Source organism: Nitrosomonadales bacterium, assembly GCA_016716325.1.
In the GTDB taxonomy this organism is placed as follows: domain Bacteria; phylum Pseudomonadota; class Gammaproteobacteria; order Burkholderiales; family Gallionellaceae; genus Gallionella.
In genome coordinates this window covers 1,284,721-1,303,609 of the sequence record JADJWO010000001.1, presented here as the reverse complement: position 1 = coordinate 1,303,609, position 18,889 = coordinate 1,284,721, and the positions used below count along the sequence as shown (strand labels likewise).

The 18,889-nt window shown below is 57.3% G+C and carries 10 protein-coding genes; all 10 read left to right on the top strand.

Features of this window, described 5'->3' with window-relative positions:
* Nucleotides 1-93 precede the first annotated feature (93 nt).
* From IPM27_06185 to pglZ, 10 genes are read left to right on the top strand one after another with little or no spacing between them, the layout of a single operon-like run.
* Nucleotides 94-285, top strand: coding sequence for a helix-turn-helix domain-containing protein (locus IPM27_06185; protein ID MBK9161136.1), 192 nt, complete (start codon nt 94-96; stop codon nt 283-285).
* 16 nt (nt 286-301) lie between these two features.
* On the top strand, nt 302-2,380 hold the full coding sequence (locus IPM27_06180) for a RecQ family ATP-dependent DNA helicase (GenBank protein MBK9161135.1): 2,079 nt from the start codon (nt 302-304) through the stop codon (nt 2,378-2,380).
* Nucleotides 2,377-3,804, top strand: coding sequence for a DNA-processing protein DprA (locus tag IPM27_06175; protein ID MBK9161134.1), 1,428 nt, complete (start codon nt 2,377-2,379; stop codon nt 3,802-3,804). The genes IPM27_06180 and IPM27_06175 overlap by 4 nt, the downstream gene beginning before the upstream one ends.
* An 8-nt stretch (nt 3,805-3,812) precedes the next feature.
* Nucleotides 3,813-6,494 (top strand): ATP-binding domain-containing protein, encoded by a 2,682-nt coding sequence (locus IPM27_06170; GenBank protein MBK9161133.1) that lies wholly within the window; start codon nt 3,813-3,815, stop codon nt 6,492-6,494.
* 39 nt (nt 6,495-6,533) lie between these two features.
* Nucleotides 6,534-7,334, top strand: coding sequence for a hypothetical protein (locus tag IPM27_06165; GenBank protein ID MBK9161132.1), 801 nt, complete (start codon nt 6,534-6,536; stop codon nt 7,332-7,334).
* Complete coding sequence (locus IPM27_06160; GenBank protein MBK9161131.1) at nt 7,321-7,872, top strand: DUF1788 domain-containing protein; 552 nt, start codon at nt 7,321-7,323, stop codon at nt 7,870-7,872. The genes IPM27_06165 and IPM27_06160 overlap by 14 nt, the downstream gene beginning before the upstream one ends.
* A 14-nt stretch (nt 7,873-7,886) precedes the next feature.
* On the top strand, nt 7,887-11,327 hold the full coding sequence (gene brxC / locus IPM27_06155) for a BREX system P-loop protein BrxC (GenBank protein MBK9161130.1): 3,441 nt from the start codon (nt 7,887-7,889) through the stop codon (nt 11,325-11,327).
* Between the two features lie 13 nt (nt 11,328-11,340).
* Nucleotides 11,341-14,721, top strand: a complete 3,381-nt coding sequence (locus IPM27_06150) for an N-6 DNA methylase (protein ID MBK9161129.1) — start codon at nt 11,341-11,343, stop codon at nt 14,719-14,721.
* Entirely contained in the window at nt 14,718-16,550 is a 1,833-nt protein-coding gene (locus IPM27_06145; protein ID MBK9161128.1) for a DUF262 domain-containing protein, read from the top strand. The genes IPM27_06150 and IPM27_06145 overlap by 4 nt, the downstream gene beginning before the upstream one ends.
* Complete coding sequence (gene pglZ / locus IPM27_06140) at nt 16,541-18,886, top strand: BREX-1 system phosphatase PglZ type B (protein MBK9161127.1); 2,346 nt, start codon at nt 16,541-16,543, stop codon at nt 18,884-18,886. The genes IPM27_06145 and pglZ overlap by 10 nt, the downstream gene beginning before the upstream one ends.
* The last annotated feature ends 3 nt before the right edge of the window (nt 18,887-18,889 follow it).

Here is an 18,889-nt window from a genome sequence, read left to right as displayed (position 1 = left end):
CATTTTGTTACGCGCCTGCCAAAAGCATCTCGAACGCGTTGTCATTTGTACTGGTTTGCACTATCTTGACGTCTTTTGCATCTGGCGACCGCTATGGCTACAAATTCCAGCGATGGCTCAATCCTGACGATTAAGGAGGTTGCGGACTATCTGAAGGTCAACGAGCGGACGGTGTACCGCCTCGCTGGCGCGAAAAAGATACCGGCCTTCAAGGTGGGGGGAACCTGGCGCTTCTTGCGATCGGACATCGACCAATGGATTAAGAACCAGACTACTGCTGGGTAAGGGGAGAACAATAACAATGCCGTATAGCCATCAACGGGCTTTAGAGCTGCTACGCATCGGCTCTGGCCATGCAAACGCCAACTTTCGGGATGGTCAGGAAGACGCCATTAGTCACGTCGTTGATGGCAAGGGGCGTCTGCTCGTTGTCCAAAAGACGGGATGGGGCAAGAGCTTCGTCTACTTCATCGCCACCAAGTTGCTTCGAGAAGGGGGTTCCGGCCCCGCATTGTTAATTTCCCCGCTGCTGGCGTTGATGCGAAACCAAATCGCAGCGGCCGAGCGAATGGGCGTGCGCGCAGCCACGATCAACTCAGACAACCAGGATGAGTGGACTGCAGTTGAAGCCAAACTCAGGCGGAACGAAGTCGACATCCTGCTTATTGCGCCAGAGAAGCTCGGTAACGACTGGTTCAACACACAGGTTTTAGCCGGTATCGCCGGGCAGATATCGCTCATGGTGATTGATGAAGCTCACTGCATATCTGACTGGGGACATGACTTCCGCCCGCACTACAGGTTATTGGAACGTATAGCTAGATCCCTCCCCGCCAATCTACGTCTGTTGGCCACGACTGCCACCGCTAACAACCGCGTCATGGAGGACCTCGTCGCTGTCCTCGGTCCCAATATGAAGGTGCTGCGGGGCGACCTGAACCGTAGCTCCCTTACTTTGCAAACCATGCGCTTGCCTAGTCAGGCTGTCCGCATGGCATGGATAGCACAACAACTCGATTCACTCGTAGGTCACGGAATCATCTACACGTTGACGATTCGAGATGCAAATCAGCTGGCGGATTGGCTGAAGACGCGAGGATTCTCCGTCGAGGCCTATACGGGAAAGACAGGTGATCGGCGGGAAGAGTTAGAACAGGCACTGCAAGAAAACCAGGTCAAGGCACTTGTCGCGACCACAGCCCTTGGCATGGGCTACGACAAGCCTGACTTGGCGTTTGTGATTCACTACCAAATGCCAGGTTCCGTGGTCGCCTATTACCAGCAAGTCGGACGAGCTGGACGAGCGCTGGAATCCGCTTACGGGATCCTCTTGAGTGGCGACGAAGAAGAGGGAATCACGGACTGGTTCATTCGGAGTGCCTTCCCCACCCCACAGGAAGTCGATGATGTTCTGGCTGCTTTGAATGATGCAGACGATGGCCTATCCATACCGGAGCTCATGACCTGCGTGAACATGAGTAAGAGCCGCATCGAAAAGACCATAACGGCACTCTCTCTCGAGTCGCCTGCACCGATTGCCAAACAGCAGACGAAATGGCAACTCACTGCAGCCAAACTGGGAGAAGGATTTTGGGCGCGGGCAGATAGGCTCACAAAGCTTAGGCGCGGCGAGCTTCAGCAGATGCAGATGTACGTTGGCTTGGAATTCGGTAAGCACATGGGCTTCCTGATTGACGCACTGGACGGTGACTCCAGCAATGTCAGCCCACCGTCGTTGCCACCGTTGTCTGAAGATGTAGATGAATTATTGGTGCGAGAAGCCGAGGCATTTCTCTGCCGAACAAACCTGCCAATCGAACCACGCAAAAAATGGCCCGTTGGCGGGATGCCAAAGTACGGAATCCGAAACGCATCGACCATTCCTTTCCAAGCCCAGCCTGGCATGGCGCTGTGTGTATGGGGTGATGCGGGTTGGGGAGGCCTGGTTAGGAGGGGCAAGTACCAAGACAACCACTTCTCAGATGAACTAGTCGATGCATGCGCAAAGATGGTCCGTGAATGGAGTCCCGAACCAGCACCCACCTGGGTAACCTGCGTTCCATCCCTGCGTCACCCCGACCTCGTACCGAATTTCGCTCAACGCTTGGCTAACGCGCTCGGACTACCGTTTCATGCAGTCATCGCAAAGACTGACGAACGACCGGCTCAAAAAGACATGGCCAATAGCACTCAGCAAGCCCGCAACATTGATGGTGCACTGGAAATTTCCAGCGACCATATTCCTCGCGGTCCGGTACTGCTTGTGGACGACATGGTCGACTCACGCTGGACACTCACGGTATCGGCCTGGCTTCTTCGCAAACATGGCAGTGGCCCTGTTTGGCCGCTTGCACTTTCACAAACAGGGCACGACGAATGATCCCCGCCCTTTCGGCAAACACTCAGGCAATTCTTTTGCTTACTGCTCCGCTAATCGCGGGTCGGGGCGCGGCATCGTCAGATCTACTTTCACTCGGCGAGTACAAACGGCTAGCCAGACATCTTCGTGATATCCAACATCAACCTGCCGACTTGATCTCCACCGATGCAGGTGATCTGCTTCAAGCTTGTCAGCCAGTTGTCGACAAAGCTCGCCTTGAGGGTTTGCTAAGTCGAGGCTTTCTGCTTAGCCAGGTGATTGAACGCTGGAAGTCACGTGCAATTTGGGTAGTCAGCCGTGCTGACCCCGAATATCCGAAGCGGATCAAGGGTCGTCTTAGAGAGGATGCCCCTGCCGTCCTCTATGGCTGCGGCGACATGAGTCTTCTCGAATGCGGAGGACTTGCCGTTGTCGGCTCACGCCATGTCGATGACGCATTGATCGACTACACAATGGACATTGGTCGTCTCGCTGCACGGTCGCGGCAAATGCTGGTGTCCGGTGGGGCCAAGGGCATCGACCAGGCCGCCATGCGTGGTGCCCTTGAAGCCGGTGGGCACTCTTGCGGTGTATTGGCCGATAGCCTCGAAAAAACAGCGATGAATCGTGAGCACCGAAACCTGCTTCTCGACGGGCAGCTCGTCCTGATATCACCGTATGACCCGAGTGCCGGATTCAACGTCGGCAACGCCATGCAGCGGAACAAGCTCATCTACGCTTTGGCCGATGCCGCGCTGGTCGTCAGCTCCGATGTCAACAAGGGTGGCACCTGGACCGGTGCGGTCGAACAACTCGACAAGCTGCACTTTGTTCCTGTCTACGTCAGATCGACTGGGCAAGCGACTCCCGGTTTGGACGCACTACGCGCTCGGGGCGCAAAGTCCTGGCCGAACCCAACAAGTCCGGCTGATCTGAACCTGGTGTTCAACGCCGAGCCGTTAGCCGGACCAGCTCCCGAACAAGGTGGCCTGTCGCTCTTCGAAGCTCCGAAGAAGCTTGAGCCTGAAATCGACATTAGCGAGAAATCAATTCAGCGAGAAGTTACCCCTGTTGTTACTGAAGTTCAGATACAGGACGAACCAGTACCAGCAGTCGTGGCGGCAGAAGAAACTACATCGGGGGATGCCCAGCCGTCATCGATTGCAATCGTGAGTGCGCCCGAAGAAGCTGCGCCTCCTGATGAGCCTGCGCCTATCGATCCATTATCTCCGGCTGAAGCTTTGTTTGAGGCCGTCCGAGAATTGCTGCGTCACCTCCTCGCCACGCCGATGAAAGACAGTGAAGTTGCTGTAGCACTAAATGTTTCCAGCACGCAGGCAAAGGTTTGGCTACAGCGGCTGGTCGAAGAAGACTTTATCGAGGAATCAAAGAAACCAAAAAAAGCAGCTGTGTATGTAATCAAGCAAGCCAGGCTGTTTGACTAGAGGGTGCAATGGATCTGACACAACAATCAAAACAACACGTCGAGCAAGTCGCCAGGGATGCACTTGATCAGTTCGATAAGGTCGCCACAGCCGCACAGACTGCGATTCGCAGTGCACCAAATCTCGGCACCGACGCTCTAGCGGCAGTCAATACACTGACTGGCGGTGCAGCGCTTCAACGACTCGGGCAGATCAGCCAGGAAAACCTCGAGAGCTACCAAATCCTGGCACGGGAGCCTGCGATCGCACGGGTTGCCGTGGTCGATGAAGATGGCCAGCAGCGGGTCTATTACATCTGCCGTACCACCCCGATCACTGGCGTAGCAAACCTCGCCAGTTACCGTGCGCCGGTTGGTCGGCTCGCTTCCCTGCCGGTTGGCTCCGAGTTTTCTCTGCCTAACGGCACCGTTGTCGAGGTCGTCGAGCGAGCCCAATTGCGCCCCTCTCACCTTGCTGAAGGTTGGGACTCTCACGACACGGTCATCGATGGGGAAAGCTTTGGCCCCATAACGATCGAATCACTTCGTTCTTTGCTCTACAAGGTCGTCGGCGAGGAAGTCACTGAAGATCTGCTCGATCAACTGCTCGCCGAGGAAAGTGAGACCGCCAACGTTATCGAGGGTGTCCGGCGGAGCGTTATCACCAAGATGGGACTTCGGGATCAGCCGATTCTCGACCAATACCAGGATGAGATCTTCCGGCTACCCCTGGACAAGCGTTTGCTGATCTTGGGGCCACCCGGAACCGGCAAGACCACCACGCTGATCCGTCGCCTCGGTCAGAAGCTGGATACCGCCTTCCTTGAGGAAGGCGAACTCCGCACGGTCGAGAGTGTTGGCGGTACCACCGGTGTATCGCACTCAAATAGTTGGGTGATGTTCACACCGACCGAGCTACTGAAGCAGTATTTGAAAGAGGCGTTTGCTCGTGAAGGGGTGCCTGCCCCAGACATACGGATCCGCACCTGGACTGACTATCGTCGGGAACTCGGTCGCAGCACGTTTGGTGTATTGCGTACCGCTACTGGTGGTGGCACCTTCGTCCTCAAGGAAGCGATCGAGACACTCGTCCCCGACGCCTCAGATACGCCGATCGCCTGGTTTGATGATTTCGAGGCCTGGCAGAAGACCAGTTTCATTGGCGATCTGCGACAGGCTGCACTCGGCCTAAGCGAAAACCCAACGTTGAATATTGCTGCCGTTGGGAAACGGCTGATGGATATCCTTGAGCGCGCAAGCGGCGCCAGCCTGACATCGACGTTCTCCTCGCTCGTCGGCGAGGTTGCCGGTATCCAAACCCTGGTGACCGGTCTCAAGGAAGTCACGGACAAGAAGATTCACGGCTCACTGAATCTTCAACTCAACCGGAACAAGGTATTCATCGACGAGTTGGCAAAATTCATCGATGGCCTGCAGCAAGCACCGGATATTGATTCGGATGATCCAGACGATCTGGACGCTGATGAAGAGGAAGCCGCCGCACCACGTACTGGACGTGCCGCCGCCGTAAATGCCTATATGCAGGCGGTCCGGGCACAAGCCAGAACTCAGGCAAAAAAACGCAGCCTTGGCAAAGGCACACGCAACGGCAAGATCATCGAGTGGCTCGGTGATCGAGGGCTCAGCGAATCCGACCGAACTGAAGTTGGTGCGAGCCTCCTGATTCAAGCCGCTGCCCGACGTTTCACTAACCCGGTAAAGCGCTATCTGGATGCGATTCCAAGGCGGTACCGCGCATTCCGCCGCTTGCGGCAAGAGGAAGGCAAGTGGTACCGGAAAGACGGCTATGCGCCGACAGATCTGCACCCGCTGGAGTTGGATGTCATCCTCCTGAGCATCCTGCGGGGTGCCAACGAGCTACTGAGCCGGGCAACGATCGCACGGGATGTCGATCAGCCGGCTTGGTCTGCGCTCAAGTCAGCATTTGATCTGCACAAAAACCAGGTGGTGGTCGATGAGGCCACGGACTTTTCACCGGTACAACTGGCTTGCATGGCAGCGCTGGCGAATCCGAAGATTCGCTCGTTCTTTGCGTGCGGTGACTTCAATCAGCGTCTGACCACTTGGGGCAGCCGGTCCATCGAAGATGTGAAATGGGTGTTTCCAGAAATCGATATCAAGGAAATCACCGTTTCCTATCGCCAGAGCCGGCGACTCAACGATCTAGCCAGGGCAATCATTGTGGCGGCGGGCGGTACTGATAGTGGGGTGACGCTTCCCGCGCATGTCGACAACGAAGGTGTTTCGCCGACGTTGCTGGAACATGCTCAGGACCAGAGTCAGATAGTCGATTGGTTGGCCCAACGCATTCGAGAAATCGAGCAATTTCTCGGACAGCTGCCATCAATCGCTATTTTTGTCGAAAGCGAAGCGGAGGTTCAGCCGGTTGCCGATGCACTCAACGAGGCGCTGGCAGCAGAAAACGCGCAGGTTATTGCTTGTCCGAAGGGACAAGTCATGGGCCAGGACAACGATGTCCGGGTTTTCGATGTTCAGCACATTAAGGGATTGGAATTCGAAGCGGTGTTCTTCATTGGGGTAGACCGATTGGCCTCGATTCACCCGCAGCTATTCGACAAGTATCTCTACGTTGGAACGACGCGTGCCGCGACTTACCTGGGCTGGACCTGCGACGGTGCCTTGCCAGACAAGATTTCCACGCTGCGCCCGATGTTTATTCCCAACTGGTAACAGCAATTTGAATTTGGACAGAATTGGACTTACAGCCACGTGAACGAAGAGAATAAGCACAACAAAAAACTTGAGCGCTACGGATTCAGTTACGAGCGTGGCGGTGTTCATACCGCCCGCACGATGATGCTGGTTGAGCTTCGGGCATTGCTTTCCTATGTCGAGAAGGCAGATGCGCCGAAGACCGAATATCTCGAAGCGATCCAGACCGCCAATTGTCTCGGCAAGCGCTCCGGCAAGACACGGACACTGACGTACCGGCATCTGGTCGACCTTTACGCGCTCGATCCAAGCCTCATGCTGTTTCGCGCCTTGCGCTTCTTCTGGCAGCGCGATGGCGATGGCCAGCCCCTGCTGGCAGCCTTGTGCGCCTATTCGCGCGATCCGATTTTTCGGGCGACGGCGCCTTATATCCTCGATTTCCAGGAAGGTGCCACCGTTGCCAGGGAAGCCCTCGAGGAGTTCATCGACAACCAGGAGCCTGGCCGATTCAGCAAGGCCACGCTCAAATCGACCGCACAAAACATCAACTCGTCCTGGACGCAGGCTGGGCATCTGACCGGTCGCGTCCGCAAGATGCGATCACGTGCCGTGGCAACGCCCGGCACTGTTTCATTCGCCCTACTGCTTGGCTACGTGTCGGGCCTACGCGGCGAATCACTGTTGAAGAGCGACTACACCCGAATACTGGATTGCTCCTTCGACAGGACGATTGAGCTGGCCGAAGACGCCTCGCGGCGCGGCTGGATTTCGCTGAAGCGTGTCGGCCAGGTCGTAGAAGTGCTTTTCCCAAATCTGATCTCTGCCCAGGAAATGGAGTGGTTACGTGAGCAGAATTAAGCGATTGACCCAGTCCTACGGCAAGTACATCGCTGTGCCGTGGCGCGACGATGCCGCAGCTGCCCAGCGTGTCATCTTCTGCGTCTACAACGAAACGGAAGAACTGCGGCTGCGAGCCAAGGTGGATGAATTCGAGATTGCCACCCGCGCGGCAGAACATGAGTGGGCATTATTCGACCTGACAGACACGTTCCCCGAATGGCTCGCCACTCAACGTTACGCCAAGAGCTACTTCCAGAAGCCCAATCTGTTGTCGACGCTGCTGCCGAAGTACCTCACCTACATCGAGACGGAATTCGCCGCATTCCTGCAACACAAGGGGGCTGGAGAAGACTTCGTCGTAGCGCTCAAGGGCGTGGGATCGCTGTTCGGCTTCCTGAAGGTAAAGGAAGTCGTGGATAAATTGGCCCCTATGGTTAAGGGGCGACTGCTGGTGTTTTTCCCTGGCAGCTACGAAGACAACAACTACCGCTTGCTGGACGGCTACGACGGCTGGAACTACCTGGCCGTACCGATCACCGCAGACAAAGAATTCTGATTAAGGGGAAGCACATGCTCAATCGCGACATCTACCAAAAAGACCCGTCGACCCGGAAGCTGGTCAACGAGGGCGTGGCCAGCGTCAATGATGAAAAAACCAACCAGGCCCTATCCGTCCTGCGTTACGAGTTGGATACCTTCGTCTGCGATGGCCAGTACGAAAAAGGCCTGGAGCACATCCTCGATACCTACCTGAAGAATATCGAGCAGGCCGAGCAACCTGCGGTCTGGGTCAGTGGTTTCTACGGCTCGGGGAAATCGCACCTGGTGAAGATGCTGCGCGCCCTGTGGGTGGATAGCGAATTTGACGACGGTGCCACTGCACGCGGCATCGCTGCGCTCCCACAAAACGTTAGCGACCACCTGAAGGAGCTTAGCACCCAGGCCAAGCGCCATGGTGGCCTTCATGCTGCGTCAGGCACCCTGGGCTCAAGCTCGCGCGACAAGTCCGTCCGCATGGCCTTGTTGGGCATCATCTTCAAATCGGTCGGCCTGCCGGAACAGTATCCGGTCGCACGCTTTGTGATGTGGCTACAGCATGAAGCCATCTACGACGCCGTGCGCGGCCATGTCGAGAAAGCTGGCTTTGACTGGAACGAGGAACTGGACAACTTCTACGTTGCCGAGGGCTTGCATGAGGCTCTGGTGAAAGCCAAGCCCAACCTCTTCTCCTCAGCCGCATCCTGCGTTGAAACCCTGAACAACCTTTATCCGTATGTGCAGGACGTTTCCAGTGGCGACATGCTCAAAGCCATCCGGCAGTCCCTCACCCGCGACGGCAAATTCCCGCTCACCTTGGTAGTGCTCGATGAGGTGCAGCAGTACATCGGCGAAGACAGCCAGCGCTCGATCGACGTGCAAGAGGTCGTCGAAGCCTGTTGCAAAAACATCGGTGCCAAGATGCTCTTCATCGGCACCGGCCAAACTGCCGTCACCGGCACGTCCAACCTGAAAAAACTCGAAGGTCGTTTCACCGTTCGCGTCGAGCTGTCCGATGCGGACGTCGATGCAGTCATTCGCAAAGTGATCCTGGCCAAGAAGCCTGAAGCCAAAGCCCCGGTCGAAAAAGTGATGCAAACCAACCTGGGCGAAATCTCGCGCCACCTGGCTGGCACCACCATCGGCCACCGTGCTGACGACATCCAGTATTTCCCGCAGGACTATCCGATCCTGCCGGTGCGCCGCCGCTTTTGGGAAAACACCCTGCGCGTGCTGGATCAGACGGGTACGGACAGCCAGTTACGCAACCAACTCTCGATGATCCACAAGGTCATTCAAACCAACGTCGACGCAGCAGTTGGCAGCGTGGTGCCGGCCGATTACCTCTACTTCGATGCCGCAGACAAGCTGCTGCAGTCCCGCATCCTGCCGCGCAAAGTGCATGAAAAAACGATGGTCTGGATCAAAGGCACGGACGACCAGAAGTTGATGGGGCGTGCCTGTGGCCTGGTGTTCTTGGTCAACAAACTCGCCAGCAGTAATAACGAAATCGGCATTCGTGCCACCATCGACACCCTGGCTGATCTGTTGGTAGAAGACCTGACCCAAGGCTCCAGCGCGCTGCGCAGCAAGCTGCCCGGCTTGCTCGACAAGTGCGAGTTGTTGATGAAGGTAGGTGACGAGTACCGCATTCAGACCGAAGAAAGCGCGGCCTGGAACGATGAGTTTCTCAGCCAGCGCAACAGCCTGGCCAACGAATCCCATCGCGTCGATGCGGAGCGTGACGACCGCATCCGGCGCAAGTTTGGCGAAATTGTGCGCAAGCTCTCGCTCACCCAGGGTACCTCCAAGGTCACGCGCGACATCTTCCCGGTGTTCGACGCCCAACTTCCCGCCGACGCCAACGAGAAGGTGTCTGTGTGGGTTCGCGATGGCTGGAGCATCGACGAAAACTCGGTTCGGGCCGATGCTCGCCAGGCCGGTAACCAGGCGCCGACGGTGTTTGTGTTCATTCCCAAGCGTTCTGCCGACGATCTGCGTCACTACCTGATCGACTACAAGGCGGCCAGCGCCACCCTCGATAAACGCGAGATCACCAATTCCGCTGAAGGCACCGAAGCGCGCTCGGCCATGGAAACGACCAAGCAGACCGCCGAAGGCAAGATCCGTGATCTCCTGCAGGAAGCCTTCTCCGGCGCACGCATTTTCCAGGGCGGCGGCAATGAAATCCTGGGGACTGACCTACAAGACATGACGCTGGAAGCGGCAACCAATGCCCTACAGCGGCTCTACCCGCAGTTCCACATTGCTGACCATGCTGGCTGGGGCAAGGTGTACGAGAAAGCCCAGAAAGGCGCTCCCGATGCACTCAAGAGCGTCGGCGACGAAGGCGAACCCGCCAAGAATCCCGTCTGCAAAGCCATTCTCGCCTTCATCGCTGGCGGCAAGAAGGGTATCGACATTCGCAAGTATTTCGAAGGCAAGGACTACGGTTGGCCGGGTGACGCCGTGGATGGCGGCTTGCAGGTGCTACTCGTCGCAGGACTGATTCGCGCCCAGGACGAAAAGGGGCAAACCATCGACCCGAAGGATCTGGAGCGCAAGAGCATCGGCAAGACGATGTTCAAGGTCGAATCCGCCACCGTCACCACCGCCCAGCGCATCCAGATTCGCAAGCTGCTGCAGAAGGTTGGCCTAACCGCCAAGCAAGGCGAAGAGCTGGCTTTCGTGCCGCAGTTCCTGGTCAATGCCCAAAACCTCGCCAACCGTGCTGGTGGAGACGCCCCACGGCCGGCGCGTCCGGACACGGCATCGCTGGATGAAATTCGCCTTACGGCAGGTAACGAACAATTGCTCGCGCTCTACAACCAGCGTGACCAACTCAGCGACGCGATCGATGCCTGGAACGATCTGGCCGAGCGCATTGAGAAGCGCTTGCCGTCCTGGAATACCCTTAAGCGTTTGCTCGCCCAGGTCAATGGATTGTCTGGCGCTGAAGTGTTGGTTGCCCAGGTCACGCATATCGAGCAGCAACGGCAATTGTTGGAGGAACCCGATGCGATTACGCCCCTGGTCGCCAGCCTCACGCAATTGCTGCGCGACGAACTGAACCGCTTGCACACCGACTACCAGGCACGCCACCAAAAAGGCATGGCGCGTCTGGATGCCGATACCAATTGGCAGCAACTCGAGCCTGAGCAGCGCAACAGCTTGCTCAGCACGCAGAAGCTGACATTGGCCGATGCCCCCAAGGTCCAGGTCGCCAACACGGACGAGGTGCTGACCACACTCGAACGCCTGTCGTTGTCGTCGTTCACTGATCGGGTGGCGGCGATCGATTCCCGTTTTGATGCCGTGCTGGTTTCCGCCGCCGAGTTGATGGAGCCCAAGGCGCAGTTCGTGAAATTGCCCAGCCGCACGATCAAGACCGACGAAGACATTGAGGCCTGGCTGCAGGACGCCAAGCAGACCATCGCACAGGCCCTGAAAAAAGGCCCGGTCATCCTTCACTGAGGCCTGATTCCCCATGACGCAATCACTCGACAAAAACCTGCGCGGCGCGCTGGAGAAAGCCGTCAAAGCGGCCCGCACGGTGGCCGAGACGGCTGCGAACGCGGCCGTGGACCAACTGGGTGTCGGCCACGACAAGCCCGAAGCGTTCCTGAGCGACACCGAGAAGGCGTTACGCAACCGCCTGCGCACCCACGGCAAGCAGCTCGGCGACGCACGCGACTCGAAGAGCACCAACCCGACCTATGGCAAACAAGAGGTGCAGCACCTGGTGCAAGAGGTGGCCTACCAGCACTGGCACCGCATGCTGTTCGCCCGCTTCCTGGCCGACAACAACCTGCTGATGTACGACGGCGTGGCCGTCACCATCGAGGAGTGCGATGAGCTGGCCCCTGACGAAGGAGCCAAGAGCGGCTGGGAGCTGGCCGGCAAGCTGGCCGCCCGCATGTTGCCGCAGATTTTCCGACCCGACTCCCCCGTTTATGAGCTAGGTCTGCCGCAGGAGCATCAGCATAAGTTGGAGATGTTAGTAGCCAACCTGCCGCAGGCCATCTTCGTAGCATCGGACTCACTAGGGTGGGTGTACCAATTCTGGCAGGCCAATAACAAAGACCAAATAAACAAGTCGGGGGTGAAGATCGGCGCGGATGAACTGCCGTCCGTGACGCAGTTGTTCACCGAGGATTACATGGTGGACTTCCTCTTGGACAACACCCTCGGCGCGTGGCACGCCGGCAAAGCCCTCGCAGCAAATCCCGAGCTGGCCGAAACCGCCCAGAGCGAAGACGACCTCCGCCAGGCCGTCGCGCTGCCGGGCTGTCCGTGGAAATATCTCCGCTTCATCCAAGCCAAGAATGGCCCGTGGACGCCCGCCGCTGGCACCTTCGACGGCTGGCCGAAAACGGCGAAGGAACTCAAGTGCCTCGACCCGTGCATGGGCAGCGGGCATTTCGTGGCGGCGATGTTCGAGCGGCTAGTGGCCTTGCGCCTGGCTGAAGAAAAGCTGGACGAAGCAGCGGCGGTAGCGGCGGTCATCCGCGACAACCTGTTCGGCTTGGAGATTGACCCGCGCTGCACGCAGATTGGCGCGTTCAACCTGGCGCTGGCCGCGTGGCGGCGCGTGGGCCACTGCAAGCTGCCGGGGATGAACCTAGCCTGCTCCGGCCTCGCGCCGAACACCCGCGAAGCTGACTGGCTGGCGATTGCCGGCGACAACGAGAAGCTCAGAAACGGCATGGAGCGGCTTTACCGCTTGTTCGAAAACGCCCCCGTGCTAGGTAGCCTGATCAACCCGTGCGCCGCCGGGGGCGATTTGCTCGAAGCCGGGTTTCATGAACTCCAGCCCCTGCTGGAAAAGGCGCTGGCGCAGGAAACCAAGGACGACACCGCGCATGAAATGGCCGTGACCGCGCGCGGCCTGGCCAAGGCGGCGGAAGTCCTCGCCGGCCAGTTCACGCTAATCGCCACAAACTTCCCTTACCTCAAACGGGCCAACCAAGTCGAAGAGCTAAAAACATTTGCCACCTTCCTTGATGAGCACTCGCATGCAGAACTTGCGACGACTTTTTTGGTTAAGACTCTTGGTGATTTGGAAATGAACGGCACACTCGCTGTCGTTACACCGCAAAGCCTCACCTACCAGCGATACTACGTTCGCTTGCGCAAAAGGATGCTCGAAGAAAATCGTCTAAGGTTCGTGGCGAAACTGGGGCCAGGAGCGTTCGAGACGATTTCGGGCGAGATCGTCCAACCAATTCTCTTGATTGTTGATAACAGAGAACCTGAAGAAACGCACAGTCTCGGATATGCGGATTTCGTCCGGGAAGCGCATTCGACCGGGAAAGCCAGCGCACTAAAAGACGGCAGCCTAGCTTTACTGCACCAAAAGACGCTCTTGGAAAGTAGAGAGCACAAGATTTCCTCCGCTGGCGCGAGTGATCTGCCAGACCTAGCGGAATACTGTGAATGCTACCAAGGCATCTGCACCGGTGATATTCCCCGGTTCGGAGCTTGTTTTTGGGAGATGCCTCGGGAGGAAAACGGCTGGGTCTTGCAACACTCGACTCCCGAGAATGGGTCTGAGGCTAGCGGTTGCACGCAAATCTTGTTTTGGCAAAAAGGAAATGGGGTTCTCTATGACCAGATAGTCGAACGCCTCGGCGAGGCGGGCGTCTCTTCATGGATACGAGGATTGGAAGCCTGGGGTTCTCAAGGAGTAGCAATTGCCCAGATGCAATCCTTGCGCTCCGGCCATTACACCGGGAAGTGTTTTGACAGTAATACGGCCGTTATTATTACCAAGAACCAAGAGAATCGAGCAGCCATCTTCGAGTATTGTCGTTCCGAAGAGTATCGAGACGCAGTTCTTGAGATTGACCAGTCAATAAAGATTTCGAACAAGACTTTGCTCAAAGTCCCCTTCGACCTGGCGCACTGGCAGATGGTGGCGGCGGAGAAATATCCGCACGGATTGCCGAAGCCGTTTTCCAGCGATCCGACCCAATGGCTGTTCAATGGCCACCCAACCGGTGCAGACCAGCCGTTGCAAGTGGCAGTAGCGCGATTGCTCGGTTACCAGTGGCCGCGTCAGACTGGTTCAAGTTTTCCCGATTGCCCGGCGCTTGGCCCGGATGGTCTGGAAGGCCAAGCCGACAAAGACGGCATCGTCTGCATTCCCCCGGTGGGCCTGGAGTCCGCTGCCAGCGATCGCCTTCTGAACTTGCTCGCCGCCGCTTACGGAAGCGCCTGGAAGAATGACACCCTGGCGCAGTTGCTCACAGCGGTTGATCACGCCGGTAAATCACTGGAAGCTTGGTTGCGCGATAAGTTCTTCATCCAGCACTGCAAGTTATTTCACAACCGGCCTTTTGTCTGGCATGTCTGGGACGGACTGCGTGACGGCTTTGCCGCGTTGGTGAACTATCACAAGCTCGACTACAAAACGCTAGAGTCTCTGATCTACACTTATCTTGGAGACTGGATCAGCCGACAGAAGCGTGACACTGACAACGGCGTAGACGGCGCCCAGGAAAAGCTGGCCGCTGCCGAGGTGTTGAAGAAGCGCCTGGAGCTGATTCTGACAGGCGAAGCACCCTACGATATCTTCGTGCGCTGGAAGCCAATCGAAGAGCAACCCATCGGCTGGAACCCCGATCTGAATGACGGGGTGCGCATGAACATCCGCCCCTTCCTCTCCGTGCCCGAAGTGGGCAAGCGCGGCGCAGGCGTGTTGCGCGATAAGCCGAATATCAAGTGGGAGAAGGATCGCGGCAGCAACGTCCCGTCGGCCCCTTGGTCCGAGCTTGGCCTGCATTACGGCGGCAAGGTGGGTGATCGCATCAACGACCACCACTTGAGCCTGGCCGACAAGCACAAGGCGCGGGAGACGGCAAAGTGATCAAGTCGGTCAACAACTACCCAGTCTCGCAACTCTTCGACATTGAAGCGGGCGTGGTCTATGCCATTCCGCGTTACCAGCGCGAATACACCTGGAGCAAGAGCCAGTGGGAAACGCTGTTTGACGACGTGCAGGAGAACGACCCCGGTTACTTCCTGGGCTCAATCATTTGCATCAACCAAACTACCGACACTCTGGCAGTTCAACGGCTGGAAGTGGTGGACGGTCAGCAGCGGTTGACGACGCTGTCTCTGCTTTTCGCGGCGCTATACCAGTCGTTCAAGCATCACGAGAAAGACCTGGACGACGACCAGCGCGGAGAGTTGCTAAACCTCAAGCGCAAGTTGGTGCTAAAAAAGGGCGACGACCAGTTGCGCGTTATCCCGCAGATTCAGAACAACAACCAAAATGACTATCGCGCCGTCCTGTCCGACGTCGGTGTCATCAGCACATTTGATACGCCAGCCTACGCGGGCAACCGCAAAATCTTCCGCTCCTTCCGCTATTTCCAATCACGTATCGAAGAGATGGTGGATGGCGAGAACGATCGTTTGGCATCGATCATGGCCTTCCTCGATAAGGTGAGCCAAGCTTGCCTGGTAAAGATTGAGGTCGCCAGCCATGCGGATGCCTATACGCTGTTCGAGTCGCTCAACAACCGTGGCATGCCGCTGACGGCCATCGATCTGATCAAGAACAAACTGCTGGCCCGGCTGGAGACTACCGAGCCGGGCAAGGTAGATCACTACTTTGATGTGTGGAACAAGCTGCTGGGCTACCTCGGCGACGATTACAGCATTCAGGAACGTTTCTTCCGGCACTACTACAACGCGTTCAAGGACGAGTTAAATGTCCCGTTCCGCAAGGATGGTGACAAGAAGAAGGATCCGCTCGGACCTGTCGCCACACGCTCTAACCTGATTCAGATTTTCGAGAAGCTGATCAACCAGGATGCCAAGAGCCACCTGCAAGACATTCGCGCTGCGGGCCAGTTGTATGCATTGATGTTGTCTCGCAATACCGATGATGCCTGGGCTGAATTGGACAAGCCACTCAAGGATTTGGACCGGATTCAGGGTGCACCGTCTTACCTGTTGATGCTGTACCTGCTAGTGCGGCGAGAGGCTCTGAAATTGACGGTCGCCCAACTGAGCGAGACTGCGGAATTGTTGGTTTGTTTCTTCGTGCGACGCAACCTGACCGACACCCCGCCTACGCGCGACCTGACCCGCTTGTTCATGGCCACCATCGACAAATTGTCGGCCCTGACGGGCGACGCGGTTGTTGACACGGTTCGTGATGAACTGCTGGCGGTTTCTGCCAGCGATACGAGTTTCCGCAGCAAGCTGGAAGGTGCAATTTATGAGGAAAACTCCGGGGTCACCCGCTTCATCCTCTGTGCCCTAGCGGAAAAGAGCATGACCAAAGAGACCTGGGTTGATTTGTGGAAGTTCGAGAACAAGCAGTTCGTATGGACCATCGAGCATATTTTTCCGCAAGGCGACAACATTCCTGAAGCCTGGGTGACGATGATCGCCGCTGGCGATGCAAAGAAGGCCAAGGAAGTTCAGCAAACGCATGTCCACAAGCTGGGCAACCTGACCATCTCGGGGTTCAACAGCGCCCTTGGCAACAAGAGCTTTGAAGAAAAGCGCGACCGTACTGATCGGCAAGGGCGCGCTGTCGGCTACAAAAATGGGCTCAAGCTGAATTCTGACTTGGCGACCGCCCAGGCATGGAGCGTGGCACAGATTGATGCGCGAACGACCACGTTGGTTGATCAGGTGGTGAGTGAGTTCGCCATGACGGAGACGAAGCCATGCGCGTGATCGAGCACTTGGTCAAAACCCTGCGCGACTCGGCAGTCTTTAACCCCGAGGTTCAGGTTGCTCCCGCGTGCATTTTGTGGCCGGACAAAGATCGGCAATGGGAAGCCGTGATTCCGCGTTTGCAGAGCGAATTGGCCGAGTTGTTGGTGCTTGGCGATTACGCCCCGGAAAACCGGATTGGCCCGGCCGTTTGGCTGCGTTGTGTAATCGCCGGTAAGGCGACAGATGTGACCTTGCCCGCTGACCGCGTGCCGGTGTTTTATCTGCCAGGCGTGAGCCGCCAGGATTTGCGGGCCATCGAAGCCTGCCCGGATCTGTTGAAGCCGTTGGCCGAATTGCAGTATCGCGGGGTGATTTGGTCACAGGTGAATGCCAAGGACTGGACCATCATGGCCTTTCTGAAATCAGACCAGGGCGGCATGGGTCTCGATGTGGCTCAGGACAACGACGCCAAGAATGCAATGCAGTTGGCGCTGTATCGTTTGCTCGATGAAGAACTCGAACTGCTCAAAGGCAAGCGGCTGGACAAGGACTATTTCAATACCTTGCTGACGGGCGGCGACCCGGTTCGTGATCTCTTGCAATGGTTGGACTTGGGAGATGCTTTCCAGACCACACGCGGCGAGAATGAATGGAAGGCGTTTGTCGAAGTCTGCAAATCGCAGATGGCGTTCAACCCGCAAAGCGATGGCGTACTGGCTGGGGCCAACAAACTGGCAAACCGCGACGGCCCCTGGCATTCGGTATGGGAGCGATACAGCGAAGCGCCCAAGCGCTACCCCAATATCCCAAGCCGAATTCGTCAGTGCAAACCACCGGATGTGGGCCTGTTTGAGTCGGCACAAGACAAGCTGGGTGGATGGCCGCAGTGGAACGAAGAGCAAGAAAAAGCGCTACGCGGCGATTTGCTCACGCTTGCCAACCTGCCCGCACATGAAGCCAGAAAGCGCGTCGTGGAACTTGGCAAGAGCCATGCGCAGCGTCGCGACCTAGTATGGGCAGAGCTGGGTGAGTCACCATTGGCGATGGCGATCAAGCATATGACGCTGGTCGCAGAGGTGAGCAAATCGAGTCTGGCGGCAGGTTCGGTTCAAGACCTACAAGCCAGCTATGCCAACCAAGGCTGGCGCGCAGATGATGCCGTGCTAGCCGCACTGGCCTGCGTAGACAAGCCGACCGATATGGACGCCGTGACGACTGCGATACGGGCAATCTACCTGCCCTGGCTGGAGGAATCGGCCAGGTATTTGCAAAAGCTGGTGGATGGGGCGAGCTACCCCGGTGGGACGATCGCCAGTGCCAAGGCATTTTCAGCCGCCAAGGGCGAGTGCGTGTTGTTTGTGGATGGCCTTCGATTTGATGCGGCTCGCCGACTCTCCGCCACTTTGGAGGAGCGCGGCTGCCAGGTAGCAGAAACCATGGGCTGGACAGCGTTGCCCAGCGTGACGGCAACAGGCAAGGCTGCTGCGTCGCCTGTGCGCAACAAGATCAGCGGAACCGATGACTGCGATGACTTCGAACCTTGTGTCGCCGCTACGGGTCAGTCCCTCAAGGGGGGTTACCACCTGAAGAAGCTGCTGAACGACAACCACTGGAAGATGCTGGACCGTACCGAAAACGGCGACGGTCAGGGCAACGCGTGGTGCGAATTCGGCGACATTGACAGCGAGGGACATGCGCGCGGCTGGAAGCTGGCCAAGCATATCGACCCGCTGCTCGCAGAAATTGCAGAACGCATCACCGCCTTGTTGGCTGCGGGTTGGAACAGCGTTAGGGTGGTGACTGACCACGGCTGGTTACTCATGCCGGGCAAGCTGCCAACAATTCAGATGTCCAAAGACCTTACTGACAACAAATGGGGACGCTGCGCCTCGATCAAGCCTGGCGCATCTACCAGCGAGCGCTTGTATCCCTGGTTCTGGAACCCGAGCCAGCAGTTCGCCTTGGCCGACGGCGTGAGCTGCTACGGCAAATCGGTGGACTACAACCATGGCGGATTGAGTTTGCAGGAGTGTCTGACTCTGGAATTGATGGTGACCAGGGGCGGCGCTACCACGGGCAAACCACTGGCGGAAGTGACGGACATTGCCTGGAAGGGGCTGCGCTGCACGGTTGCTGTTGATGGGCAGTTTGGCAACCTGTCTCTGGATATACGCACCCAAGCGGGCAACCCTGCGTCGAGCGTGGTAGTGAGTGTGAAGCCACTCAAAGAAAACGGTACAGCGTCAGTGGTGGTTGAGAACGAACGCCTGGAGGGTAACGACGCGTTTCTGGTCTTGCTCAGTGCGACAGGCGAGTTGGTGGCCGAAGCAAGCACCAAGATTGGTGGAGGATGATGA

Excerpts from the sequence above, each read along its gene's own strand:
- IPM27_06185 (MBK9161136.1), top strand. The coding sequence starts at position 94 with ATGGCTACAAATTCCAGCGATGGCTCAATCCTGACGATTAAGGAGGTT.
- IPM27_06180 (MBK9161135.1), top strand. The coding sequence starts at position 302 with ATGCCGTATAGCCATCAACGGGCTTTAGAGCTGCTACGCATCGGCTCT.
- IPM27_06175 (MBK9161134.1), top strand. The coding sequence starts at position 2,377 with ATGATCCCCGCCCTTTCGGCAAACACTCAGGCAATTCTTTTGCTTACT.
- IPM27_06170 (MBK9161133.1), top strand. The coding sequence starts at position 3,813 with ATGGATCTGACACAACAATCAAAACAACACGTCGAGCAAGTCGCCAGG.
- brxC (MBK9161130.1), top strand. The coding sequence starts at position 7,887 with ATGCTCAATCGCGACATCTACCAAAAAGACCCGTCGACCCGGAAGCTG.
- IPM27_06150 (MBK9161129.1), top strand. The coding sequence starts at position 11,341 with ATGACGCAATCACTCGACAAAAACCTGCGCGGCGCGCTGGAGAAAGCC.
- pglZ (MBK9161127.1), top strand. The coding sequence starts at position 16,541 with ATGCGCGTGATCGAGCACTTGGTCAAAACCCTGCGCGACTCGGCAGTC.